The sequence below is a fragment of the Natronobacillus azotifigens genome, from assembly GCF_026805325.1.
Classification (GTDB): domain Bacteria; phylum Bacillota; class Bacilli; order Bacillales; family Amphibacillaceae; genus Natronobacillus; species Natronobacillus azotifigens.
On record NZ_JAPRAT010000005.1, the window covers coordinates 87,534 to 113,458 of the forward strand.

Annotated in this window: 21 protein-coding genes, 1 riboswitch and 1 other annotated feature; of the genes, 4 read left to right on the forward strand and 17 right to left on the reverse strand. The window is 36.4% G+C overall.

From position 1 onward, the window contains the following. Positions 1-23: 23 nt before the first annotated feature. The 11 genes from OWO01_RS04140 to OWO01_RS04190 all read right to left on the reverse strand — a co-directional run bounded on the left by OWO01_RS04140 (position 24) and on the right by OWO01_RS04190 (position 11,255). The gene (locus OWO01_RS04140; protein WP_268779169.1) at positions 24-1,175 is read right to left on the reverse strand and encodes an RNA-dependent RNA polymerase family protein; all 1,152 of its coding nucleotides are present in this window, start codon (positions 1,173-1,175) and stop codon (positions 24-26) included. 523 nt (positions 1,176-1,698) lie between these two features. Continuing rightward, positions 1,699-2,268: a RadC family protein gene (gene radC, locus OWO01_RS04145; protein ID WP_268779170.1), complete on the reverse strand. Its 570-nt coding sequence runs from the start codon at positions 2,266-2,268 to the stop codon at positions 1,699-1,701. Between the two features lie 439 nt (positions 2,269-2,707). Then, on the reverse strand, positions 2,708-3,559 hold the full coding sequence (locus tag OWO01_RS04150) for an SPOR domain-containing protein (protein WP_268779171.1): 852 nt from the start codon (positions 3,557-3,559) through the stop codon (positions 2,708-2,710). A 247-nt stretch (positions 3,560-3,806) separates the two neighbouring features. Further along, positions 3,807-4,457: a type 4a pilus biogenesis protein PilO gene (gene pilO / locus OWO01_RS04155; protein ID WP_268779172.1), complete on the reverse strand. Its 651-nt coding sequence runs from the start codon at positions 4,455-4,457 to the stop codon at positions 3,807-3,809. Continuing rightward, positions 4,447-5,019 carry a PilN domain-containing protein gene (locus OWO01_RS04160; protein WP_268779173.1) on the reverse strand — a complete coding sequence of 191 codons (573 nt, stop codon included), beginning with the start codon at positions 5,017-5,019 and terminating at the stop codon, positions 4,447-4,449. Before OWO01_RS04160 ends, pilO begins: the two co-directional genes overlap by 11 nt. A gap of 3 nt (positions 5,020-5,022) precedes the next feature. After that, on the reverse strand, positions 5,023-5,988 hold the full coding sequence (gene pilM / locus OWO01_RS04165; RefSeq protein WP_268779174.1) for a type IV pilus biogenesis protein PilM: 966 nt from the start codon (positions 5,986-5,988) through the stop codon (positions 5,023-5,025). 19 nt (positions 5,989-6,007) lie between these two features. Continuing rightward, entirely contained in the window at positions 6,008-6,760 is a 753-nt protein-coding gene (locus OWO01_RS04170; RefSeq protein ID WP_268779175.1) for a prepilin peptidase, read from the reverse strand. A gap of 39 nt (positions 6,761-6,799) precedes the next feature. Next, complete coding sequence (locus tag OWO01_RS16000; protein ID WP_272505990.1) at positions 6,800-7,222, reverse strand: type II secretion system protein; 423 nt, start codon at positions 7,220-7,222, stop codon at positions 6,800-6,802. 27 nt (positions 7,223-7,249) lie between these two features. Further along, a riboswitch (cyclic di-GMP riboswitch) is annotated at positions 7,250-7,331 on the reverse strand. A gap of 8 nt (positions 7,332-7,339) precedes the next feature. After that, positions 7,340-8,554: a type II secretion system F family protein gene (locus OWO01_RS04180; RefSeq protein WP_336283713.1), complete on the reverse strand. Its 1,215-nt coding sequence runs from the start codon at positions 8,552-8,554 to the stop codon at positions 7,340-7,342. Continuing rightward, complete coding sequence (locus OWO01_RS04185; RefSeq protein WP_268779177.1) at positions 8,551-9,585, reverse strand: type IV pilus twitching motility protein PilT; 1,035 nt, start codon at positions 9,583-9,585, stop codon at positions 8,551-8,553. The genes OWO01_RS04180 and OWO01_RS04185 overlap by 4 nt, the downstream gene beginning before the upstream one ends. An 8-nt stretch (positions 9,586-9,593) precedes the next feature. Next, a complete protein-coding gene (locus OWO01_RS04190) occupies positions 9,594-11,255 on the reverse strand; it encodes a GspE/PulE family protein (RefSeq protein WP_268779178.1) in 1,662 nt (553 codons plus the stop codon). A 280-nt stretch (positions 11,256-11,535) separates the two neighbouring features. On the opposite strand from OWO01_RS04190, the gene OWO01_RS04195 reads away from it, so the two are divergent. From OWO01_RS04195 to OWO01_RS04205, 3 genes are read left to right on the forward strand one after another with little or no spacing between them, the layout of a single operon-like run. Further along, on the forward strand, positions 11,536-11,937 hold the full coding sequence (locus tag OWO01_RS04195) for a type IV pilus modification PilV family protein (RefSeq protein WP_268779179.1): 402 nt from the start codon (positions 11,536-11,538) through the stop codon (positions 11,935-11,937). After that, entirely contained in the window at positions 11,934-12,452 is a 519-nt protein-coding gene (locus OWO01_RS04200) for a type IV pilus modification PilV family protein (RefSeq protein WP_268779180.1), read from the forward strand. Before OWO01_RS04195 ends, OWO01_RS04200 begins: the two co-directional genes overlap by 4 nt. 6 nt (positions 12,453-12,458) lie before the next feature. After that, positions 12,459-14,225, forward strand: a complete 1,767-nt coding sequence (locus OWO01_RS04205; protein ID WP_268779181.1) for a hypothetical protein — start codon at positions 12,459-12,461, stop codon at positions 14,223-14,225. Positions 14,226-14,309: 84 nt separating this feature from the next. Here OWO01_RS04205 and OWO01_RS04210 read toward each other — a convergent pair whose 3' ends face one another. From OWO01_RS04210 to OWO01_RS04220, 3 genes are all read right to left on the reverse strand, one after another. Then, positions 14,310-16,058 carry a sensor domain-containing diguanylate cyclase gene (locus OWO01_RS04210; protein WP_268779182.1) on the reverse strand — a complete coding sequence of 583 codons (1,749 nt, stop codon included), beginning with the start codon at positions 16,056-16,058 and terminating at the stop codon, positions 14,310-14,312. Positions 16,059-16,327: 269 nt separating this feature from the next. Continuing rightward, a complete protein-coding gene (locus OWO01_RS04215) occupies positions 16,328-17,608 on the reverse strand; it encodes a bifunctional folylpolyglutamate synthase/dihydrofolate synthase (protein WP_268779183.1) in 1,281 nt (426 codons plus the stop codon). Positions 17,609-17,821: 213 nt separating this feature from the next. Next, a complete protein-coding gene (locus OWO01_RS04220) occupies positions 17,822-20,470 on the reverse strand; it encodes a valine--tRNA ligase (protein ID WP_268779184.1) in 2,649 nt (882 codons plus the stop codon). A gap of 231 nt (positions 20,471-20,701) precedes the next feature. Next, positions 20,702-20,971: a binding site (T-box leader), on the reverse strand. A gap of 242 nt (positions 20,972-21,213) precedes the next feature. Between OWO01_RS04220 and OWO01_RS04225 the strand changes: the two genes are divergently transcribed. Next, entirely contained in the window at positions 21,214-21,402 is a 189-nt protein-coding gene (locus tag OWO01_RS04225) for a hypothetical protein (RefSeq protein ID WP_268779185.1), read from the forward strand. A gap of 346 nt (positions 21,403-21,748) precedes the next feature. On the opposite strand, the gene spoVID is transcribed toward OWO01_RS04225, so the two are convergent. The 3 genes from spoVID to hemA form a co-directional block, all read right to left on the reverse strand. Further along, on the reverse strand, positions 21,749-22,966 hold the full coding sequence (gene spoVID / locus OWO01_RS04230) for a stage VI sporulation protein D (protein WP_268779186.1): 1,218 nt from the start codon (positions 22,964-22,966) through the stop codon (positions 21,749-21,751). Between the two features lie 333 nt (positions 22,967-23,299). After that, a complete protein-coding gene (hemL, locus tag OWO01_RS04235; RefSeq protein ID WP_268779206.1) occupies positions 23,300-24,583 on the reverse strand; it encodes a glutamate-1-semialdehyde 2,1-aminomutase in 1,284 nt (427 codons plus the stop codon). 39 nt (positions 24,584-24,622) lie between these two features. Continuing rightward, positions 24,623-25,894 (reverse strand): glutamyl-tRNA reductase, encoded by a 1,272-nt coding sequence (hemA, locus tag OWO01_RS04240; RefSeq protein WP_268779187.1) that lies wholly within the window; start codon positions 25,892-25,894, stop codon positions 24,623-24,625. Positions 25,895-25,925 lie beyond the last annotated feature (31 nt).

Consider the following 25,925-nt stretch of genomic DNA (forward strand, 5'->3'; position numbering starts at 1 on the left):
TACGGCTCGCCAGTTAGTTCTTATTAGAAAAGACTCCTTATTTCGCAACCTTTTTTTCGAAGCTTGTTAACAGTTGTTCTACGTTTCATCGCTATTGTCTTTAATAAACTTCCTTTTGCATAATAAATCAACGTATGGAATTGACTTTTGAAATTATCTGCAAAATAATATTTCGTTTTGAATTGATGTATTTCCTTTTGGAAAATGTTCATGATTTTTTCTTCAGAATAATTCATGCATGCTTTTCTGGGATCAATCGTCCGATCGTCGATGTTTCCATAGTTATATTTTTGTACATATTGCTTCAATTTAATATCAGGAATGTGGAATTGAAAGGATGTATTCGTTGGATTATCAGTAGATGTGGGAATTCTGAAGAAATTACAATCGAAAAATAAGGTTGATTGATGAATATGTCGAATAGTATTATTCATCTTTAGACATAGAAAACGTGTCTTTTTACCTAGTGCCAACCTGATTTCTTGCTGTACATTTACTGCATTCTCTTTTCTCGATTTTATTCCAATTAAAAATTCTTCTTGGTAGCGAATATATTTAATTTGTTCACTGAAAGGTTCGCACATCATTTCTGTATCGAGTCCAAAAAAATAGATCTTTTGAAACAATCGATCAAACTCTGGGAACTCATTTCTCCATCGGGCATTACGAATGATCTGACTAAGTAACCTTATAAAGCGCTCATCAGCAACTTTTTCCCTTATCTTTTCAAGAAGAAATGCTCGTTTTTGCTTCAGTGGTACATCAATATATTCACCTTTGATTACCCACGTGACCTCATCCCATGTTTTTTTGATTTCAATTATTTTGTGAGGAAGACTAGTTCGTTCTGTCTTCAAAGTGAACACAGGTGCATATATTTGAAGCATAACACTCATAATCACTCGCAAATATACTTTTGTCACGATCTGATATTCCTTTTCTGTTCGGTTAGTGATTTCTGAAAATTGAAAATGACCCCATCGTAATTGATTAATTACTTGGTCTATTAAACATGAAATATTATCATCGATATTCGCTTTTGTTAAAAAGATTTCCTGATAATTCTTTTTCCACAACGTTTTCTTATACAATAAGCGATAACAATCTTTTACTGGTTGATTACGAGCAGATACTTTTCTAATTTCGACTAATTGGTGAAATGGATTTTTTGCCATATTCATGACTCCTTCCACACTTTTCAGTTGATGAACCAACCTGTCTCCCTTCCCCATGCTATACGAATTACTCGCAAACGTAGAGTACTATGAAGACTCCGTTACCTTATGCAACATAGATATGGGTTGCACTTAGGTAATCCCTACCTAATCATTAATTTTAGTAGCGTGATGGTTAGGTATCCCTTTCGACGGTTATTTCGATTTGAAATTTGCCGAACAAACCTTACGATGGCAAGAATTAATTCTAGTTTAACAGTCTGACGATCTGTTGCCATTTTGTTCGCATTATCTATTAGCTATCATAAATAATGGTGGATCCAACACACATTCGTCTAGGATTCAGACAATTCAGCTTTTACCATACATCACTTGGTCTGAAGAACGGATTCGATGTTGATAGCATTATCGTCTCTTCTCCTTTTCACATCATGCTATGTTCCTTTGACACGTTTCCGTTCAAAGTAAGATGCTGACCATAGAACATTGCAAGGAGTTCTAGATTACTAGATAATCGCTAAAATTAACCACATTGTAGGCGCACGCCAGAGGGATGATTATGCGCACAAATAATGGATGCGGCCGATCTTTTTACGGCTTCGCGAAAAACTTCGCGTGGATGGACGATTGAGGCATTGAGGCTTCCAATAAAAATAGTTTGTCTGTGAATGATTTGGTTCTTCGTATTGAGGAATAAAACCACGAAGTGCTCTTGCTTTAGTAGACGCATTTCTTCCATTACGAAATCAGCCCCGTCTTCTGGGCATCGTACCACATAACGATCTTCTGATTTCAGTTGATTCATGCGTTTTCCTAGTTCAATTGCAGCTAAAATACCAACAGCTTTGGCGGCTCCAATTCCTTTTATTGCCGTAAGTTCTTCCAGTGTCGATTCGCGCAATAAATTGATTCCTTCAAAATGCATTAGCACTCGCTGTGCTAATGCTTGTACAGATTCTGTTTTTGTTCCTGTTCCTAATAAGATCGACAGCAATTCTTGATTGGAAACATGGCTTGCTCCAAGTTCCATGAGACGTTCCCGTGGTCGATCTTGTTTTGGCATGTCCTTCATTGTCACGTGTAATCCGGTCATTGCATTACCTCCTTTCTCTATACTTATTTTCATTCTAGCAACAATCCGAAAAATAACAAATTACCAATCTGTGTATTTGAGTTATAAAAATGCGTTAAAAACAGAATTATTGTTACGAGAAAAATGAAAAATTAGGTGCGTAGAAAAAGCTATTTTATCGATTCAACGCATGTTTTCTTAAAGGAAAAGACCGGGAGTTCAACAGGTCATTTTGAGAAGCAATAAGAGGTTATACGGTGACAAGCTGCTGATTGTCACATCACGCTATAGCGTGACTCATTACAACAAGAAACAAGTAAAAAGACAGATGAGCATAAGTGATCATCTGTCTTTTTACTTATTTGAAAGCAACCATCAAACCTTACTGCGATACACTCTTTTCTTTCAAAAAAATACAGTAGAATTGTTCTTTAAGAATCAAAATCAATGTTACAAACTTCTATAGCTGATCATACAAATACCACCAAACAAGTAATTCGGAATCGAGAATATCATTGTTGGGCTGTTTTAAAAATTGTTCGACTCTCTCTTTAAGTTCCATTACAGAATCAGGCATATTATCTGGTGCCGCTAAGACCCAATCGTTCCAATTGGAATGCATTTGATCTGTCATTCCTGTAAGCGATGCATTCCATAAATCAGTGAATAACCCTAACCAATCTGCTACTGGTTGCTCTAAACTTGCCACATCACTTTCATTATTCCATGACCGCACATATAAATCTAAGCCAGCGCTTTCCATCACTTCTGCCATTTGTTTTGCATCTACTTCAGAGCCATAAGCGCCGGTAAAAAGACGAATGTCTTCTTCCGTTTCCCATAAAATTGCTTGAAAACCAGCTTGATGAATCGTGTCTTGTGAGATCTTTGCTTGCTCCAAAGAAGAAAACACACCTGCTTGAATCACATATGCTTGAAGCGATGCTAATTCTAACTGATTACTGCCCGTTGTTTCCGTTGTATTACGATCACCTTCTTCTTGTTCTCTAGAAACTGGCTGTGACATTGTTGGTTCTTCCTCATTTACGACAAACATATTCAAAATGAATATACCCAGCCCAACACCAATGACAATTGCAGACAAGGCCGTAATAATAAAACTTTTTATGGAAGATGAGTGATTTCCCCCGAACTTTTTTCCACTTTTTTTGAGCTTACTTGTTTTCACACTCTTATATTGAAGTTCTGGTATGTCATCCAGACTAGCAGCTTCTTCTTGATAACTAGAAAATAGATAATCTTCAGTCGGATCATTTGATAGTTTTACGGTGATTTTCTTTTTGTCCTCCATATTTAATGCCTCCATTATTTCGGTTATAACAAACACTCTATCATGAAGTTCATAAAAACAACGTAGACATTTGTCAAATGCAAACAAACAAATTCTTTGCTAATTTTGCAAAAAATTTAGAAGAATCGATTTACAGAACTATTCTTCAAATAAAGCTAGATTTATTGCCCCTTATCATAAATTGTTATAATACTCTTCACTAGCAAAAATAAAAAGTATCTCGAAGGAATTACCCTTTGAGATACTTTTATTGAAACGGATTTGATCTTTCTTCTGGACTAACAAATGAACCATCCAATTCATAATTTGGAAATTGATTTGCAAACTCATTCATATAATACGTACTTATATTAATGTCGAGCATAATAGATGTACCAGAATCTGTTATAGATGGTTCGGAAAAAGAAAAAGATGATACTGTTGTTATACGGTTTAAATTTTCTAATTCCTCTAAAAACGAGTAAAGTTGCTCATAAGAGTCCGCTTCAACAGATAATGTAGCATCTATTTGTTGTAAAGCAGATGAATTGTCTTCAGCATCCTCATCGTTCTCTGTTAAGCTATACTCTAATTCAGATCTACTAAAATTAAAACTATCTATATTTGTCTCCGACCTCTCTTGAATTTCTTCCAGCTCCACTAGCCAATATTCCATAAATGGTTTAGGAGGAATCCTTTCGAGATATTCAAGTAACTGTCCATCATCAACATCAGCAGAAGCTTTGTTCTCTTGCAACACTGCTAAATATTCTTCTTCATTCACTAATTGATCATTGGCAGTAGAAAGATCCCTACTCGTGGGAAGAAGGTAAAAGAAATAAAATATCCCTAACCCAAGCAAAGTTATCACTGCAAAAACAATTAACAACTGATTGATCAATTTCCCGTTAAGATTCATCAGATTCACCTTCTAACTCTTCACTGTCATTATCTTCCGTTTGCTTATCTTGAGATATGTTTAAACGAATTGAAAATGATGCTACATATTCATTATCTCCTTGTTGAATCGTATTAACGACAATATTTGTAACCATAGGTGACTGATCAAGATTGTGCAAGTAACTAGAAACATCTCTTTCTTCAGAAAATCTTGCAGTTAATTCAACCTCAGCATCATCAGAATAATAATAATTCACAAAAGAACCATCGGATGGTAATTGATGCACAAGGGAATCCAAAACCTTAGTTGATGATAACTGTTGTGCTTCGAGCCACGTAACTGTTTCACCTAAAAGTTGATCTGTTCTATCTGTTGACTGCTCTTGCATTGCAAGGGTCTGCATCTCGACAACCGTTTCAATACTTTTTTCCACTCTCTCGATTTCTCGATTAAGTGAGTTATAGTAGATAACTCCTGATAAAAATAACAGTAGCCCGACAACAATACTTGTTCCAGCAATACTCAGGATTAGATAGTTTTTTTTCGGTTTCTCGGGTAGTAAGTTTATTTCAACAAGCATGGACTACACCTCTTTTAAACATAGGCTTAAAGGTAGATGAAAATGTTTATGAATACCTATATTCATCTCATACAAAGCCAGTATGTTTACATCTCTTTGCATTAATTGTTTCTTAATATCCGGGAGCAAGGGATGGTCTCCTGTCAAAAGGATTGTCGTGATGTCTTTTTCCCCTTTATTTAATGAATATTTATAAAAATTTGAAACACGATCTATTTCTGCTAGTTGCTCATTAATTCTTGTTTCCATTTGGGCTAAATCCTTACAATTTATTGAAGCGACGTTTTCCTCTGTATGAATAATCCATTCATCATCTATTAAAGGATAAGGTTGTTCTCTCATAAATATTGGTATATTATCGTGAAAAATACTTAAATTGATCGATGATAAATTATATTCAATTAAAAGATAATGTTCATCTTTTTCTGTTTCTTGGATCCTAGAAAACAATCGAAAAAACGAGATGGCTGAAACATCTGCTGCAACAGGTTTTAGTTTGAATTGTTCGAATTTTTTTTCATATTGCTTCACTAGCTTTTCTGGAATAGCAAAAAAAAGAATTTCTTTTTCCTTTTCACTAGCCTTGGGAAGAATGTGAAAATCAAAATAAGGATCTTCAAATGGAAGATGAATACTTGCCCCAATCTCGAAATTCAAGTAACCTCTAATTTCTTCATTTTCAAGCTCATCTGGTATAGATAATTTACGAAAAAACAAAAATACATCTGGAACAAGAAACATAACCTGTTTATTTTTCAAATTCCATTTTCCGACCGATTCCTGAAATATTTGATTGAATTTTACCTCATCTACAATAGTTCCTTTTTCTACAACACCACTAGGTAAAATTGTCTCACCAAAACTTTCTACATCTTGGTAACTTGGCCCTTTAGTTGTCACATACCTAATTACATGATCTTTTATCTGAATTGCAGTTGAAGCATTGTTCTTAAGATTTATTGAAAACACACTTTCCCCTACCTTCCACTTAAAATAAACTAAAATACCATTCAATAATGGAACTGTGGAAAAAATAACTGAATAATGCAGCTACAGAAATAAATGGTCCAAAGGGAATAGGATTTCCTCGCTTCGTCTTCCCACTAACCATTCCTATTAAACCAACTATTGCACCAACCAAGCTAGCAAAAAATAACGTTAAGAGAACACCAGTTGTTCCTAATACGATTCCTAACACTCCGAATAATTTTATATCTCCACCACCCATACCACCTTTCGAGACAATTGCCAAGAGCAATAGTAACGTAAAACCAACCATAGCTCCTAAAATACTGTCCCACCATGGTGTTAGTGGAGAGAAGATACGTAAACTGATAAAAATTACGAGAAAAAAAATAAGTACTGCATCTGGAATAAGCATGGTCCTAAAATCAGATATTGTAATGATTATAAGTAAAGAAACTAAGGATAACGCAACAAATAATTCTACTGACCAACCAATAGCTAGAGCAGATAGAACAAAAAGAATGGCTGTTAAACATTCAAAAAATAAGTAAGTTGGAGATATTTTTTGTTTGCAATTTCGACACTGTCCTTTTTGAGATAAAAAAGAAAGGACAGGAATTAATTCCGTCCATCTTAGTATGTGCTTACAGTTCGGACAATGCGAACGTGGCTTAACGATCGATTCTCCGACTGGCACTCGCATTCCAACAACATTATAAAAGGAGCCTAAAATGGCACCTAATACGAATATGTACGCATATAAAAACAGTTCCATTTTAGACCCTCCTATTTATAAGGTGTATACTTCCACTTACTATCTCACGCTCTCTCGATCTAAATTTCGTGACAATTCGTCGTCAATTATAACATTCCCGCTATCATCTTCTAGTGTAACTCTGTATTCAATATCTGAACCGCTATTTGTAATCGTGACTCTACTATTCGTTAAATGATAACTTTCTCCATTTTCCGGATGATCTACAGGCTCAATGTAATTTCCATCTAAAAGTGTGTCTAAAGTTACATAAGCTGGTGTATCTGAAGTAGATGTGATGTAAAGTCTTGTTGAATTCACCATTTGTTGTGCATTACCAACGTGTGCATCTTTCCTTGCATTACCAATTAATCCTCCTACACTTGGGATAGCGATTGCTGCAATAATCCCCAAGATAACTACAACAACAAGTAACTCAATTAATGTTAAACCTTTCTGATTCTTTACCATTTTTTTAAACATGTGTACCTCTCCTTTGAAATATTTTTTATATTTAAAAGTAGGTTGCACTACTAGCTCGACATGATCCAAGTGCCCAGATAAAGATCATGCTTCATCGCTCCTAAAATACCCATCATTCTAAATTTCATTATAAATTTGAAACATTGGTACAATCAGTGATATAACGATAACCCCTACAATCACTGCCAAAACAACGATTAAGATGGGCTCGATTAAAGACTTTAGACGATCTGTTGCATATTCTACTTCTTTTTCATAAAAATTAGCAATTTTCCCTAACATCGCATCCAAGGAACCTGTCGCCTCTCCAATCGAAATCATTTGAACCACTAATGGAGGGAAGACCCAACTATCTTGCAATGGTTCTGTTAATTGTCTACCCTCTTGCAGTGCAGTACGAGAACTTGCTACCGTTTGACTGATTACTTCATTGTCGATAACTTTTTCAGCGATTTTTAATGACTGCAAAATAGGAACTGAGCTAGATAGTAGTGAGCTCAAAGTCCTCGTCATCCTGGCTATCGCAGATTTTTGTAATAATACACCGAAAATAGGGATTTTCAGAACAAAAAAATCAAGATAATATTTTGTTTCTGGTTTTCTTTTAAGTAAGATAATTGCAATAACAATTGAAAGAAAGAAAAGAATGATTAACCACCAATAACCTCCTACAAAATCACTTGCGCCCAGCACAAACCTCGTAATAGCAGGTAATTCTCCTCCAACATCCGTTAGCATGGAGGCAAACATCGGAACAACCGAGGTAAGTAGAAAGATAACTACTGCGATTGCGACAAAAGCAATCACAATAGGATAAGCTAGAGCTGATTTAATCTTTTGTTTTGTCTCATGTTCTTTTTCAAACTGAACAGCCAATTGATCTAGCGCTTCTTCCAAACCACCACTAGCCTCGCCTGATCGAACCATGTTAATAAAAATAGGAGGAAATATTTTCTTATGCTTAGCCGCGGCATCAGAGAAAGCACTTCCGGATAAAAGTTCTTCTTCAATACTTTCTAGTGCTCTCATTAATGGTTTGCTACTTGTCTGTTTTGACAAGATGTTCGTAGCGTCTACAATGGTCACACCTGACTCCAACAATGTAGAGAATTGTCTTAAGAAAATAACGAAATGTTCCAATTTTACAGGATTTCCAATAACGATTTCTTGATTTAAAAAAGATGTCTCTACCTCTTCTAATTGAGCCATTGCTATTCCTTGCTCACGAAGTTTTTCTATTACATGTTTCTTTGACTTCCCTGTAACGTCGCCTTCTTTTTTCACACCTTGTGCCGTGCGTCCTCGATACTTGTATTGCGGCAAAAAAATCACCTCTCTTTCAGATAAGGTCTAGCTTCTGCATAGTCAATGATGTTTTTTTTCAGAAGTTCTTGGACATTCATTTCTAGTGTGTGCATGCCCTCTGCTTTACTTGTTTGCAACACATTTTCAATTTGATGAGTTTTTTCATTTCGAATCAAATTGGCAATCGGATAATTATTTACAAGCACTTCCGTAGCAGCATGCCTTCCCTGTTGATGTGTTGTTCTTAATAACCTTTGGGAAAAAATAGCTACCAAAACAGAGGCTAGTTGAATTCTAATCTGTCCTTGTTGATTTGGCTGAAACACATCGATAATTCGATCTATAGTAGCCGCTGCACTCGACGTATGCAAAGTGCCTAATACAAGATGGCCTGTTTCTGCCGCTGTAATAGCAGTTGCAATTGTATCAAGATCACGCAATTCTCCGACGAGAATAACATCAGGGTCCTGTCTTAACGCAGCTCGAAGGCCTGTACTAAAGCTTTTTGTATCAGCACCTACCTCTCGTTGATCAACAATGCATTGATTATGACGATGTAAATACTCAATTGGATCTTCTAAGGTGATGATATGTCTTTTGGTATTTTCGTTCATATGTTTTATCATTGCTGCTAATGTAGTCGACTTCCCGCTTCCTGTTGGACCAGTAACTAAGACCAACCCTTGCTTCTTTTCGGCAATGCTTTTTAATACACTAGGCATTTGAAGCTCGTCAAGGGTGGGAATAGATATCTGAATCACTCGTATCGCAATACTTAGATGTGAGCGTTGATAATAAGCATTTAAACGAAATCTTGAAACCCCTGGTATTCCATAAGAAAAATCAACTTCTCTATGTGTTTCCAAATGATCTTTCAAGGTATCAGGGAGAACTTCATCTTTCATACGCTCTGTATCTTCTGGTGTTAGTGGTTCGGAACCAAACGTAACTAATTCTCCATGAATTCTTAGTACAGGAGGTTTCCCTATGGTTAAATGGATATCTGAAGCCTCTAGTTGAATTGCTTCAGTTAATATAGTATTAAGACTTTGAGTCATTATTCCACCTACTTATGAGCTGCTACGCGTAATATTTCTTCCGTAGTTGTTAACCCTCTTTTAACCTTTTCTAAGCCATCATCTATCAGGAAGTTCATTCCTTGATCGATAGCATAAGTTTCTAAGTCATTGGATGATTTATCATTCATGATCATTTTTTTGATTTCTTCATCTACGACAAAAACTTCATGAATGGCTAAACGTCCACGATAACCGGTCATATTACAAGTAGGGCATCCTTTGCCACGATAAACCGTTTCTATTTCCATACCTCTTTGCTTGAAGATATCTCGCTCCCTTACTGTCGTTTCTTGTTCCTCACGACAATCTCGACATATTCGTCTCACTAATCGTTGAGAAACGATACCTGATAAGGAGGCAGCTAATAAGAATGGTTCAATTTTCATGTCTAGCAATCTATTAACCGTACTAATCGAATCATTTGTATGAATTGTACTTAATACTAAGTGACCTGTTAGTGATGATCTAACCGCGATTTCTGCTGTTTCTGAATCACGAATCTCACCTACCATAATAATATCTGGATCCTGTCTTAAAATGGATCGAAGTCCACTTGCGAAAGTCATTCCAACTTTACTATTCACCTGGATTTGATTTATGCCCTCCAACTGATATTCTACTGGATCTTCTACCGTAATAATATTTACTTTATCGGAGTTCAATTTATTTAAACTTGCATATAATGTAGAAGACTTCCCAGATCCAGTTGGCCCTGTAATTAAGACAATCCCTGTTGGCTGCTCAAGCATTTCATTTAATTGTCGAAAATGTTTTTCACTAAAGTCTAATTTATCAAGTTCATTTAATGAGTTCCCTAAGTCTAAAATCCGCATTACTACTTTCTCCCCATAAACCGTTGGCAAAGTAGAAATACGCAAATCAATCGGATGTCCTTCTACGTTGACCTTTATTCTACCATCCTGAGGAATTCGACTTTCTGTAATGTCTAAACTAGCCATTATCTTTATTCTAGCAATTAACATTTTCTGCATTTGCTTTGGTAACGTACGTTCTGTTGTCAAAACTCCATCAATTCGATAGCGAATTAAGACACGCTTTTCTTGTATATCTATATGAATATCACTTGCTCTTTCTTGAACTGCTCGCAACAATACTTCATCCACCAACTTTATCATTGGTGAATTATTTTCAACAACAAACTCTAATTGATCGGTGTTACGCTCTTCTTTTTCTTCAATCAGATCTTCAACATCATTTTCTAAATCATAATATTTATTGATCGATCTGATAATATCATCTTTTGTAGCTATTGCTACCTCTACTTCAAAACCAGTAGAGAGTCGTATGTCATCAATAGCGAAATAATCCATTGGATCTGCCATCGCAACAAGTAATTTATTTTTTTCAACTTTAATCGGCATTAAAAAGTTTCTTTTCGCAACATCTTTTTCAATCAACGATGTCGCTTTTGGATCAATCGGATAGAGATACAGGCTTAGATGAGGGATTCCCAATTGAAACTCTAAAACTTCTATTAATTGTTGCTCAGTAATAGCTCCTGATTGAAGAAGTTTATCCCCTAACTTTTGATTTGATTTTTTCTCTTTCAATGCTTGTGATAATTGTTGCTCTGAAATTAACCCTGATTCTAAAAGTAGGTCTCCTAATCTCTTTCTAGGATTTTTCAATTTGAACACCTTCTAACTATGATGGAGTTGGCTGATTTTTACTAATATCTTGAAATGATAATCATATAAAATTCATACTCAACAAAAACTTCTAAATTTAGGACAATTATCATATTACATTAATCATAATATACTATTAGGTAAAAAGTAAATAAAAATTTCAAAATTAAGTAAATAAAAATAGAGATTAGGGTTGTCTAGTACAATACTATCATATAATATAAGGATTAAGAAATTATTATTACTTTTAGAGTTTATTTATAGAAAGAGGTTGATAAAATTGATAAAAAGCAACAAGGGATTCACACTTATTGAAACACTTATATCAATGACAATTTTATCTATTATCATTTTATCCTTGATGGGTTTTTTTTATCAATCTACCAGCATTGAGCATAACAATCACAATCAATTAGTAGCTATTAACCTAGCTCAGTCTACGTTAATAAGGTTACAAACGGAAGGATATAACAATATTAATACCATCGGTTCTTATACCTTAACTCCTTGCGAAGATGAAAGTACAAACTGTACACCGATTATAAATGGTGATCGTTATACAACAGAAATTGATATTAAAGCTTCAGACGCTGATGTTTCTTTATATGTAGCTACGATATTAATAACTAGAGAAAATAGTAATAATACTTTAGCAACCCTGGAGGGGTATATAAAACCATGAATAAGATCATAAATCAAAAAGGAGTTTCTTTAGTTGAATTATTAGTAACTGTTGTTATTTTTTCGATCATTTCCATTGGAGTCGTATCTGTAATGGTCAATGTTATGAATTACAATACTAGATTATCTCGCGAAGTTCGATTGCGAGAAGAAGCAGATATCGTGATGGCAAACTTCTTGAATTATATTTATACATCAAATAGTATTACTAATGGACCAAGTGAGAATATCATCGAAGTACGTATAAATGAGACAGAGCGTGTTTTACTTGGTTTTACTCCAGAAGGTAAAGCTGGTATTAGTCAAATTTTTCATCCAGAAGATCCAACCCCAACAGATATTATACCAATCCACAACACTCAATATCTTTTTACCGATACAGTTAGTGGCAAGGAGTCTACCATTACAACAATCGGTAACACAGTTTATGTAGATTTATATATTCATGATCAACGGCAAGAAGGAATGGAAGGAATACAGCTACAAAGTCGAATTAATTTTATGAGGGGGGACTGATGGAACATGAAAAGATGGATAAATAATTCAGATGGCTCTTCTCTCATACTCGTTTTGCTAATGGTTGTTATTTTCACGGTTCTTGGCACGGCTCTACTCGGTTCTACTTTAACCGGGGTAAAAAATGTTAACTTTCGACAACATGATACACAAGCACTACATTCTTCTCAAATGGGGGTTGACTATGCATTAGCTTATATTGATAGTAGCTTTGACGATTATCGAGATGAAGAAGGCAGTATTGACTTAACAAGTTTAGGTTATAACCCAGAAGACTTTGGTGAGGACTTTTCATTTGTCGATGTGTTTACGTCATTATTATTAGATATTCTTCAACCTTTTCAAGATGGATACGCTTCCCCAGATCAAAATTTCACCTTAACATTTGATCCAACTGATTTAGATTTACGGGAATCCGATTCATTTGTAGAAGGAAACTTTGATATCAAAAGTATTGGTACTTCAGGAGGGGTTAGTAAGGAGATTATCTATACACTATCTCTTTCCGCGAGTGGAGTTTTTGAAGTGCTAAGTTACGCAGTTGGGGCTGAGGGAAATGTGTTTCTTCATGGCGCCTCAACTATTGAAGGAGATCTTTATACTGGTAATAATTTATATGTTTATAACCATGCACAGGTATTTAGTAGCGGTGATCATTATATTCCATCGCTCTATCCTTGCGTAGATTCAGATAACTCTACTGTGTTAGGGCAAATTATTAGAGTAAATAATATTTCAAATTATCAGCGTCACTTAAACCAAAATACTCATGCAAGTTACACTTCCATGCAACCAGAGCACTACGCTAACGTCTTTAGCTGTTCTCCCCCAACAATATCAAGTGTGGAAGCCGATTTTTCATCTATTGAAGCAACTAGCTCTGAAAACCGATTTAAGATTAATTCTCCTGATGTTCAACCAAATGGAGATCACAGACCTTACTTGTCATGGAGATACTTAGAACTAGAAGGGAGTTATGCGGACAAATTGGTAAAACCTAGATTTAATTCTTTATCTCCTCGATTAAATTATACACAACATTTTGGTGGACTTCATCTTGAAGGAGATTCTGATATTCGGGATGGGGCCAATCTTACTTTCGGTTGGCAAGATGCATCCGGCGCATTTAGAGGTGGATTATATGTAGACGGGAACCTTTACATCGGGGATCGTAATACAAGTAGTAATGCCAATAACGTCAATAATTATGAAGACATATCTATAAAAGGCCCTGTCTATGTTACTGGAGATTTAATTATTCGTGGAGCTGACGTACAATTTGACTCCACATTATATGTAGCTGGTGATACAGAAATTCGTAACTCTCGATTGCGTGGTATACAATCTGGAGAAGAAGGTGAATCATCACTTGTATTATTTGGAGATGGGGAAGTAAAAATAAGTAATATTAGTTCTTTTGAAAATGATCGCTCACGAATTAGTAGGGTCAGAGGTTTTTTCTATTCCAATGAAAGGTTAGAGATTTACGGTGTTGGTTCTAATATTGAAATAGAGGGTGGAATATTTGCAAAGGATATCGTATTAAATGCTATTAGAGGAGATTCGTTTAATCAAAATAATAGATGGGGATACTACAGTCCTTCTGGTGTTTCATGGTCATTTGAACGGAGTAATAGGCAAGCAACTCTTAGTAGCAACGATTCCAGATTGCGAATAAAACACAACCCTAACCTGATTGAAAATCCACCTGATGCACTTCCATCTGCTGATAATATCGTTATTAGAGAGTCCAACAGAAATATTATAAACTAAAACCTAAAATAACACCTTACAAGAAGGAACTTGTAAGGTGTTATTTTAGTTTATTTCCAAATTCCAAACATATTTTTCAAAAATCTATACTTGATACGCAGATACTTTATTCCGACCGTTATGCTTTGCTCCCACATACATGGTTCGATCTGCTAGACGTACAAGTTCCATTGGATCATCACAATGATCCGGGTAACTTGCGATTCCTAAACTCGCTGTTAAGTGAATATCTACCTTTTCTCGATCAGCGTCCATATGGTTAACACAGCAGAATGGTTCACCTGCAATAATTAGTCGTAGATCTTCCGCAATTTGGAGACCTTCCTGATGAATACTATTCGGCAAAAAGACCAAAAATTCCTCCCCACCGTATCGAGCAACACACCCACGATCTCCAATGAAGTCCTTCATACGGTTCGCTAATTTTTGTAACACTTCATTTCCACATTCATGTCCATACGTATCATTAACTTTTTTAAAACGGTCCAAATCTAGAAGAATTAATGAACAGGATTGTGAAGCTTCGATTTGTTCCTCCACAGTTGCTGCAATATCTGACATCCACGCTTGTTGTTGCTGATTTCTTATTGTAGCAATTGTCTGTTCAATAAATCGGAAATTTGGTAACCCTGTCAAATGGTCGGTCAGACCTTCTGCTTGAGATTCTTCATAATGCTTAGCATTCTCTAGAGCAATACCTAAATAGTTGTTCAAAACCTTTAAAATTACCAATAAATTCCCATCAAAAGCGTGCTTTTGTTTCGCTACCAACACAATGATGGAAACGATTTCTTGATTTCGTTTCACAGGAGTCGCAACAAGACTTTCCCCCATCTCTCTCAAATGTTCTGGCACTCGATCTTTCCACCCTTTTCCCGTGGACACACTAATCATTTGGTCACTATCTCTAGCTTCTACCAAAACCGATTGGTTATTTAATGAAATATTTACTTGTTTGTTAACAATACCACTCTCTTTTTCATAGCTTCGTATTAATTGCACATTATTTTGATCTTGAACATCATAAACCGCAACACAGGAAATCGTAAAGATCTCTGGAAGGTCCGTTAAATACGTATCTACAACATCCGATCGATTTAAATGACCAGTTAGTTTTTGGGCAATTTGGTTCGCACTTTGTAAATACACGTTTATCGTTTTGCTCGCATAATACATTTTAATGCTTATCGATACACTGATGATTGGGATTCCAACTACATAAATACCTGCTACTCCAAATGCCTCATACATATAGACGAGAATCAATGCAATAGGAATCATGTAAACATTCATCATTAGGGAAAAATAAAATCCCTCGTCAAAAATCTTAACTTTTCTATTATATAGGGAAATCTGGATGATTTTTAATAAAGCTTGATTGGCAACAAAAACAATAACAGCATAACCAAAGATCCCAAGAAGATCTGTTCTACCCAAAAAATACATGTCTTCAAATAAATAATAAACAATCGCACCTAAAAGGGAGATAATTGAGAACATTAGCAAATTCAAAGGAATTCTAAAAATATCATTTTTATTGATTTTCAAGCGAAAGATAACAGTTAAGATCGCAATTTGAGTAACGATCATTTCAACACCCAACCCGAAGATCAGAAATGTGGCTAAACTCACACTATTCACTAAGAAAACGGGTGTATTATTTAGTGTAATTGGAAATAATGCGACAATGATTCCAAGTAAGACAAAGGAAAAAACCGTTGGATAATCGATCGGTGCTGATACAGGAAAGTTATAGTAAATAAAAATTAAAATTAATGGCCAAAAGATTGCCCACAAACCCCATATACCTTGTCTTTTAGCTTTTGATATCATGTAAAACACTCCCTTCTTGTATATTTCTCAACAGAATTTAGCTAATCTAGTTCGTTTATCCCGGAGCAACCGTCCGTAAGACTACCACTTCAAAACAACGAGAATATCAAGTTGTTTAAGTGGGAGTAACGGACGCTAGCACCCCGAATAGTACAAGGGCCTTTAGGTCATCCTTTAGGGCTAACAATCAGTGAGGGATACCTAAAAACCCCACTGATTGAAGTTTCACTTTATTGTATTATTACTAAAATAACATACATCAGTACTTATTACTTAATATATTGTCTGACTTTTCCAACAAAATCCAAAGAACCTGCGACAAAAGTAATGCGAGAGTTTTGTTCACTATTTATTATTTGATCGATGACAGACCGCCAATTTCCTTCATCACGTTTATAGGGATGGGAGGAAAGAGCATATAAACTTGCACTAGTTGAAGCACGTAGATGTTCAAAGGTTGTGAAAACAATTTGATCAAAATGATCATCTACCTTCTCAATCATTCGTTTTAATGGCTTGTCTTGAAATGCAGCAAAAACAAGTTGTTTTGCTTGTCCAGGATATGTCCGATCTATCGTTGCAAGAAGTGCATTTATGCTTGCTTCGTTATGTGCTCCATCAATAATGATCATTGGATCTCGATGAATCACTTCAAATCGAGCGGGAATTTGTGCTTTTTTTACCCCCATTTGAATCACTTCATTGGTTATAGAAGGATAATTTTCTTTTAGTAAGAGTAAAGACATAATAGACAGAGAGGCATTCTCAATTTGATGAACTCCTGCCATTGCTAAGGTAATCGCAATATCTTCCTGGTGATAACGAAAATGAAACTGTTCTTGCCTGTTCTGATTCATCGTTACTTTTTGTGCAAAAAAATCACTGTTCCATTGATAAACTGGGGCCTGTTTCTTTGTAGCATTTTTAACAATGACATGACGGGCTGATTCAGGCAATTTTCCAATAACAACAGGTCTATCTTGCTTAACGATCCCTGTCTTGTGGGTTGCAATTTCTTGTAAGGTGTCGCCTAGAAACTCGACATGGTCAAGTCCGATAGAAGTAATAATAGATAGAAGGGGAGTAAAGCAATTTGTTGCATCTTCTTTACCTCCCATACCCGCTTCAATAATTGCAATATCGCTCACATCAGCGAAAAACTGCATTGCAATAGCAACGATAATTTCAAACGCACTAGCCGGATTATTCTTTTCATCTAATTCGGAAATAATCGGTTGTAATGCAACAAAATAGCGGATAAAATCTTCATCTTGAATTGGCTCACCGTTTATTTGGATCATCGCTTGTCTTGTAGTTATACTTGGGGAGGAAAAAGTGCCTACACGATAACCTGCCGTTTCAAATGTTTTTGATAGGTAGGTTAATGTAGATCCTTTACCATTCGTACCAGCTATATGAATTGCATTTAGCTCTTTCTCAGGGTTGCCTACTGCTTGTAACAAAAGTTCCATTCGATCTAATCCTGGTTTAATTCCAACTTTATTTCTTTCGGTAAAAAATTGATCTATTCTATCGATCTTTATACTCATATTGATCGTACTTCCCCCTTATTTCCTATATCTAATTCCTTAATTATACCAAACAATTTGTCAAATAGCGTAAATATTATAAAAATTCTTTATGTATTTCCTCAAAAAATTAGTCATCATAAAAACGAAAATCTCCCCTTTAGCGTAACAGATTTTCTCTGTGCAAAAGGGGAGTATTCCCGTTATTAACCTATCAAGTTTTTAACCAACGAATTATTGCTGTAATTCTTCGATTCGAGCAGCAACTTTCGCGCGTTTCTCTAAATAGTCAGCCTCTTTTTGTCGTTCTTCCTCTACTACCTTTTCTGGAGCCTTTTTCGTAAATCCTTCATTCGCTAATTTCTTTTGTACACGTTCTACCTCTTTGTTCAATTTCTCTAATTCTGCTTGCAGACGTGCAATTTCTTTTTCGGCATCAATTAAACCAGCCAATGGCAGATACAATTCTGCACCGGTAACAACAGCTGACATTGCTTTTTCTGGGGCTTTCACATCGATTGCGATTGTCAGTTCACTTGTGTTACAGAAACGGTCAAGATAATGACGATTATCTTTCAGTTGTTGTTCGATAGTTGGATCATTTGCTTTTATCGCTAAAACAATCTGTTTCGACATTGGTGTATCCACTTCAGCTCGGATGTTACGTACCGATCGGATAATACCAACTAACCGTTGCATCTCTGCTGCAGACTGTGGATCATTTAATGCGTCGTTAACTTCTGGCCAAGCTGCTTGCGTTATCGACTCTCCTTCATGTGGAAGGTACTGCCAGATTTCTTCTGTCACAAATGGCATGAACGGATGAAGCATGCGCATGATTTGATCGAGCACATGAACAAGCACTGATCGTGTTGTTTGCTTTGCTTGCTCATCTTCTCCATACAACGGTAATTTAGCCATTTCAATATACCAATCACAGAAGTCATCCCAGATGAAGTTGTACAAGTACCTTCCTGCTTCCCCAAAGTCATATCGTTCAGTTTGCTTATTTACTTGAGTAATCGTTTCATTAAGTCTTGTGAGGATCCATTTATCCGCAACATTTTTTTCTGTTGTTAAATCAATCTCGTTATATTTCATGCCTTCCACGTTCATTAACACAAAACGAGATGCATTCCAGATTTTATTGATAAAGTTCCATGTCGATTCTACCTTTTCCCATTGGAATCGCAAATCTTGGCCAGGAGTTGAGCCGGTTGCTAAGAAATAACGTAAAGAATCTGCTCCATACTTTTCGATAACATCCATTGGATCAACACCATTGCCTAGAGATTTACTCATTTTTCGTCCATCGGCATCACGCACAAGACCGTGAATGAGTACATCTTTAAATGGACGTTCATCTGTAAATTTTTTTGATTGAAAAATCATTCGAGCTACCCAGAAGAAAATGATGTCATAACCGGTAACTAATGTGCTGGTTGGGAAGTAGCTTTGGAAATCAGGATCTTCCGTATCTGGCCAGTTCATGGTAGAGAACGGCCATAGTGCAGAAGAGAACCACGTATCTAAAACATCTGTGTCTTGTTCCCAGTTTTCACTATCAGCTGGCGCTTCTTTCCCTACATAAATTTCTCCTGTTTCTTTATGATACCAAGCAGGGATGCGATGTCCCCACCATAGTTGGCGAGAAATACACCAATCACGGATATTTTCCATCCAACGCAGATACGTACCTTCAAATCTTTCTGGAACAAAATTTACTTTTTCAGAAGAATTCTTTTGTTGTAATTCAACTGCTGCATCTGCTAAAGGCTGCATATGAACAAACCATTGTGTTGATAAATATGGTTCTACAACAGCCCCACTACGCTCGGAATGTCCAACTGAATGAATATGTTCTTCAATTTTGAATAGAATCCCTTCCTCTTGAAGGTCTTTTACTAATTGTTTTCGACATGCAAAGCGATCTAATCCTTTATATTTTCCCGCTTTCTCGTTCATCGTTCCATCTTCATTCATGACAAGCACGCGCTCTAAATTATGACGATTCCCGATTTCAAAGTCATTCGGATCGTGAGCTGGAGTAATTTTTACTGCACCAGAACCAAATTCCATATCAACATAGTCATCTGCAACAATTTCAATTTCTCGCCCAACGATAGGTAAAACAACTTTTTTTCCAATTAAATGTTGATAACGTTCATCTTTTGGATGAACAGCAACAGCTGTATCTCCCAGCATTGTTTCCGGACGTGTTGTAGCAATTTCAATATATCCTTCTTCGTCTTTGAGTGGATATCTCATATGATAGAAATGACCAGTTACTTCTTCATGAATCACTTCAATATCAGAAAGTGCTGTTTTCGTAGCAGGATCCCAGTTAATAATATATTCTCCGCGATAAATTAAACCTTCCTCATACAATTTCACGAATACTTCTTTAACTGCTTCTGATAAACCTTCATCAAGCGTAAAACGTTCTCTTGAATAATCTAAACCTAGACCCATTTTTGCCCATTGTTCGCGAATAAAAGAAGCATAAGATTCTTTCCAGTCCCACGCTTTCTCAAGAAACTTTTCACGACCTAGGTCATAACGACTTACTCCTTCTTCACGAAGTTTAGCTTCTACCTTTGCTTGAGTCGCAATTCCTGCATGGTCCATTCCTGGCAAATATAGAACATCATAGCCTTGCATCCGTTTCATTCGCGCAATAATATCTTGCAACGTTGTATCCCATGCATGACCAATGTGTAGCTTCCCTGTAACATTTGGTGGTGGTATTACTACCGTATACGGTTGTTTCGTTTCTTCTCTTGTTGCCTCAAAAAATTTCCCTTCCACCCAATATTGATAACGCCCAGCTTCTACAGCTGTCGAATCATACTTCGGTGGTAAATTTTGTCCATTTTCTGTCATGTTTATGTCCTCCTTTTGGTGTAGGTGTAATCCTACTTCCCTCTAAACAATGCTCTGAAATAAAGTGGAATTTCGATCAGTGGGAGTTTTAGGTTTTCACCCACTAATTGTTAGGTAAACCATTTGCGGTGCTAGTGTCCGTTACTCTACTTAAACACTGTATTGAAGTGGGAGTCTTACGGACGGTTACTCTAGAAAAATGCTAATATAAAAAACCCTATTCATCCTAATAGAAAGGACGAAAAGGGTTATATTCCGTGGTACCACCTTTGTTTATAGCTGAACCCTTCCTACCAAAAGGTTCATGCTATACACTTGTTAGATTTTAACGGTTTCTAACCGGCTTCCCCTACTGAACCTAATTATAAATACTCACTAGGCGTTCAAAGAAACTGCTTCCGAGGCTACCTTCCAAATCAATTTAACCTAGAAAATCTTTCAGCATATGATTTTCCTCTCTTAAGGTTTTGGGTTTGTACTCTTCCTCATCATTGCATTTCACATTGTATAACAGTTATTTTATCCAATTCAGCTAGTAAAAGTCAACAAAGAATGCAAGGATTCTTCAATTTCAGTATTTATTTGTAGTTTTGAAGTGAAGATCGAACGAATTCATTTCCCAACAGGAAGATATATTATTTGTTTGTAAAGGAACAACGAGACATGTACGAGGAAAAAGGAGTAACACGCTTTAGGCGTTTCATCATAAGATACACCAAAAGGAACAAAAAAGAGGTGGAGAAATGGCACAATTTTATCGCTACCGACTGCCACCATGGCTACGTCAGTGGATATTAGTTATTGAGTCTTGGATGATACCTATCTGTGTATTTCAAGGAATTCGAACATTACTTTTCCCAACTACTTTTGATGTAATTTTATTGTTTTTACTGCTTGGTCTGTATATTTGTTTTTATTTAAAATGGATATGAAGTAAAAGTTTGATCCGCGGGGAGTTTTTACTCCTTGTGGATTGTTTATTTTGTCATAAACGAACAAATAATTACGAATAGCAACAACTATCAGTGGTGCAATAAGACTGTGAGTATACTTTTCGGACATCTTTATGATGCTTGGGTTCATTTCTGTCCGAATGAACCCCTTTTTCGGACAACTTTGCAATTCTTGAGCTCATTTCTGTCCGAATGAACCCCTTTTTCGGACAACTTTGCAATTCTTGAGCTCATTTCTTTCCAATTCACTCTTTTTTCAAAGAACTTGGGATTAAATACATAGGAAGGATAGGTTCAACACGCGAACCTATCCTTCATCCATACTCTACTGTTTTACATTATTCGGTATATATAACAATTGTCCTCCCGAAATCGAATCTCCATCTAAATTATTCACTTGTAACATAGATCCACGAGACACTTGATATCTTTCTGCAATCGAGTCAATCGTATCACTGTCTTGAACAATATACACTTTCAGCGAAGTAAAACGCTCTCCTTCTTCCGCTTCATCTGCAAAAATGTCCAATAAATAGCTCTGTTCACGACCAGTCTCTTCCTCTGGTTTCGACTGAGCATGTAGTTGTGTTATTTGCTCTGGATCATCATTTCCTGTGAACACTGGCTCAGGATCATTTATCCTTGATACGTTGTCAGGGGATTCTCGTACCAATTCAGGATCTTCTAAAAATTCGGGATCCGGATCCGGATCAGGTTCGGGTTCTAAGTCTGGTTCGGGTTCTTCCACCGTATCTGAAAGCTCTGGTTCGGGTTCTTTTTTGTCAAATAATGAAGAGATCGAAGAGTATTTCTTTTTCGGCCACCGCCCTGATTCATTTTCATTAGTTGACGATTTTTCTTCTACTGGTTCCGTACTTTTTGGTTCTTCATCTGTTTCTTGCGCTAAGTCTTCTCTTTCTTTTTCATCAACTACATCAAGTTCTTCCTCAGGCTGCTTCTTCTCTTTCACATCAAAACGAAATGTATCTGAAGCATCTGCTTCTTCTTCCTGTTCAGGAAAGTCAAAAACATTCGGTAAAGATGTGTCTTCTGTTTCTTCTTCAGTTTCTGGTTCTGCTACTTGTGCAGTGCGTTCATCTTTTAAACCATGAATCGCAACAGATGCACGAAGAATCAACTTACTTTGTTCGGGTAATTGATAATCAAACGTGTCCACTCCAACAAAAATATCATCCAATGTTTCAATTCGTTCATTTGGAATTGAAATTTCTACTGGAAAATGATGTTTGAAATGATGGACTCCATTCGGTTCAGCTTCCACCTCATTGATATAACGCTCGCTCGGAAAATCACGTTGATCAATCTGATCTAAAGATAGATCTTCCGATTGCTCGTTAGCATCAGCAAAATATTCTCCATTCAATTCAATAATTCCACGAATGGAAACATGATCTTGATAAGTTTGAATGGATATCTCAGGGTCTAAGGATATACCGATCATTTCCGCTACTCCCTGTCCGTTCTGAAACCGAAGTGCTTCATTTAAATCAAATGTGAACACGGATGAAGGATCATGCGACATTTGAATTCCTCCTTTCAAATCAACAAGCCTCTCCTTTACAGATATATGTTTGAAAAATGGAAATATACCTAGTAAAGATTGATCGAATAGGAGGAAAAACACTCAGTAAGAAAACGACCTCATAGAGCTAAAAAATCAGCATAAGGACCTCAATATTATTGAAAAAAATAATTAGTTAAATTCTGAGGTACAGTTTAAACGTTTGAAGCAATTCAATATAAAAACCTTTCTCCACCATAGGATTACCTTGTGGTTTCGAAAAGCTGGCATATTAGAAACAACCTACCAGCAGAATCCGACAAATATCTACACAATTCGGGTGGTGACAGGCACCTATAATTTCGCGAAGGTCTGATCAACTGCTTCAATGGTTTGGTCAATGTCTGCTTCTGTATGTGCAGTTGATAAGAATACTCCTTCAAATGGGGATGGTGGTAAAAAGATGCCAAACTCAATCATTGATCGATAATACCTTGCAAAGAATTCCCTATTTGATTGACTAGCTGTATCATAATTGATCACTGGTTGATCATGAAAGAAGAAACCAACCATTGAGCCTGCACGATTCACTTGAAGTGGGATATGATATTTCTTCGCGGCTTGTTGGTAGCCCTTTACTAGACGTTCCAACAAAGTATTTAATCGCTCGTATGCTTGGAAATCCATCTGAATTAACGTTGAATACCCCGCCGTCATGGCGAGCGGATTGCCTGATAAAGTACCAGCTTGATAAATATCACCGATAGGAGCTATTTTTTCCATGATCTCACGTTTACCACCATATGCACCGACAGGAAGTCCTCCACCGATTACTTTTCCTAAACAAGTCAAATCCGGTGTTATTCCATAATGTCCTTGAGCGCAGTGATAGCCAACACGAAAACCTGTCATCACTTCATCAAAAATTAGTAAACTTCCATATTCTTCAGTAATCGCTCGTAATTTCGTTAAAAAATTATCGACTGGTGGAACAACTCCCATATTACCAGCCACTGGTTCAACGATTACCCCTGCAATCTCAGAGCCAAATTGTTCGAATGCATAGCGTACACTGTCAAAATCATTATAAGGGACGGTAATCGTCTGAGCCGCAACTGCTTCTGGTACACCCGGACTATCAGGCAGTCCTAATGTTGCCACCCCTGAACCTGCTTTAATGAGCAAAGAATCTCCATGTCCATGGTAGCACCCTTCAAATTTTAGAATCTTATTTCTCCCTGTATAGCCACGAGCAAGCCTTAACGCGCTCATCGTTGCTTCTGTCCCTGAGTTAACCATTCGAAGCATCTCCATTGAAGGCACTCGCTCTTTCACTAATTCTGCTAAATCATTTTCTAAGATCGTCGGTGTCCCAAAACTTGTTCCTTGTATAGCGACCTTCTGTAAACTCTCTACCACATGCGAATCAGCATGACCTAATATTAACGGCCCCCAACTTAACACATAATCAATGTATTCATTGCCATCAATATCTGAAATTTTTGACCCTTGACCACTTTTCATGAAAATCGGCTGCATTCCAACCGATTTAAACGCACGAGCTGGCGAATTAACACCACCTGGCATTAGCATTTGTGCTTTATCGTATGCAGCGATTGATTGATTAAAATTATGAATCATTTGCATCACTACCCCTTCCTGCTCATTAACTAGTCGTTACTCTATTTCATCGAGTCCCATTATTTGTTTCACAATTTTTGTTGTCTCTTTATGTTGCGATTTGATCGCAAGTTGTTTCAAGTTACGAATAGGTTCTTTTAACCATTGATTACTGACACTCTTTATATGTTTTTGAATAACTTTCTGATCATGTGCAGATAGATGAGACAACTTATGTTGAATACTTGTCATCGTCTCTTGTTCAATTTGGTTTGCTTTTGCTTGCATTGCTGCTAGTGTTGGTGCAATCTGTTGAATTTTCCGCCACTCTTGAAAAAGAACTACTTCTTTTTGGATGACCTGTTCAATTTCTTTCGCAGCTTTTTTTCGATTAGCAAAACTATCATCAATCATCTCATGTATTTGATCGATGTCATATAAATCGATTTGATTAAAATGTCTTAGATTTGGATCAATACTCCTCGGCAACGACAAATCCATCATGATCAACTTTTTGTTTTTTTGCTGAAAACTAATATTATCTAACATTTTTTCAGTAATTATGGGAGTATCTACAGAAAACGTGCTAATCACTATATCCATGCACTTCAACCGTTCGGTTAACTGCTCGATCGGATAGGCAACTCCACTCACTGTTTTTGCTAGTTCTTTGGCTTTTTCGTAGTTTCTGTTCAGAATTGCTAATTCCTTAAGACCAAATTTTTCCACGTTTGTAGCCGCTAACGTTCCCATTTTACCCGCACCTAAAATCAGTACTTTCTTTCCAGCTAGCTTTCCTAGATAATCTTGCAGAAATTTCACCGCTACATAACTTAAGGAAACCGGGTGATCTGCAATTCCGGTATCTTTGTGCGCTTTTTTTGCCATTGTGATCGCTTGTTTAAATAGTTGATTAAATATCCACCCACACGATTGTTCTTGTTTAGCCATTTCAAATGCTTGTTTCACTTGACCGATAATCTGTGTTTCTCCAAGCACCATCGAATCAAGCCCAGAAGCAACACGAAAAAGGTGCGAGATTACCTCCTCGTTTTTATAGATAACGAAATAATTGGATAACTTTTCTATCGGTAAGGAAAACCACTCATTCATGATTGTTTCCATCTTCTCACAAACCATATCAAATGATTCCACAACAAGATAAATCTCTGTACGATTACAAGTAGAAAGAATAACATTTTCTTTTATGTATGACTTTTGCTTAACCTGTTGTAACGCTTTACTTATCGAGGCTTGATCGAGAGCACATTGCTCGCGAATTTCAATCGGAGCGGTGTGATAATCAATACCAATCATTAAAATATTCAATCTATCACCCTCAGATTCATAAAATTATGCT

What these genes read in the sequence shown, in the direction of transcription:
- spoVID (WP_268779186.1), bottom strand. Translation starts at nt 22,966, where the DNA reads ATGTCGCATGATCCTTCATCCGTGTTCACATTTGATTTAAATGAAGCA.
- OWO01_RS04160 (WP_268779173.1), bottom strand. Translation starts at nt 5,019, where the DNA reads ATGCTTGTTGAAATAAACTTACTACCCGAGAAACCGAAAAAAAACTAT.
- pilO (WP_268779172.1), bottom strand. Translation starts at nt 4,457, where the DNA reads ATGAATCTTAACGGGAAATTGATCAATCAGTTGTTAATTGTTTTTGCA.
- OWO01_RS04215 (WP_268779183.1), bottom strand. Translation starts at nt 17,608, where the DNA reads ATGAGTATAAAGATCGATAGAATAGATCAATTTTTTACCGAAAGAAAT.
- OWO01_RS04150 (WP_268779171.1), bottom strand. Translation starts at nt 3,559, where the DNA reads ATGGAGGACAAAAAGAAAATCACCGTAAAACTATCAAATGATCCGACT.
- OWO01_RS04170 (WP_268779175.1), bottom strand. Translation starts at nt 6,760, where the DNA reads ATGGAACTGTTTTTATATGCGTACATATTCGTATTAGGTGCCATTTTA.
- OWO01_RS04140 (WP_268779169.1), bottom strand. Translation starts at nt 1,175, where the DNA reads ATGGCAAAAAATCCATTTCACCAATTAGTCGAAATTAGAAAAGTATCT.
- OWO01_RS04225 (WP_268779185.1), top strand. Translation starts at nt 21,214, where the DNA reads ATGGCACAATTTTATCGCTACCGACTGCCACCATGGCTACGTCAGTGG.
- OWO01_RS04200 (WP_268779180.1), top strand. Translation starts at nt 11,934, where the DNA reads ATGAATAAGATCATAAATCAAAAAGGAGTTTCTTTAGTTGAATTATTA.
- OWO01_RS04185 (WP_268779177.1), bottom strand. Translation starts at nt 9,585, where the DNA reads ATGACTCAAAGTCTTAATACTATATTAACTGAAGCAATTCAACTAGAG.
- OWO01_RS04220 (WP_268779184.1), bottom strand. Translation starts at nt 20,470, where the DNA reads ATGACAGAAAATGGACAAAATTTACCACCGAAGTATGATTCGACAGCT.
- radC (WP_268779170.1), bottom strand. Translation starts at nt 2,268, where the DNA reads ATGACCGGATTACACGTGACAATGAAGGACATGCCAAAACAAGATCGA.
- OWO01_RS04205 (WP_268779181.1), top strand. Translation starts at nt 12,459, where the DNA reads ATGAAAAGATGGATAAATAATTCAGATGGCTCTTCTCTCATACTCGTT.
- OWO01_RS16000 (WP_272505990.1), bottom strand. Translation starts at nt 7,222, where the DNA reads ATGTTTAAAAAAATGGTAAAGAATCAGAAAGGTTTAACATTAATTGAG.
- OWO01_RS04210 (WP_268779182.1), bottom strand. Translation starts at nt 16,058, where the DNA reads ATGATATCAAAAGCTAAAAGACAAGGTATATGGGGTTTGTGGGCAATC.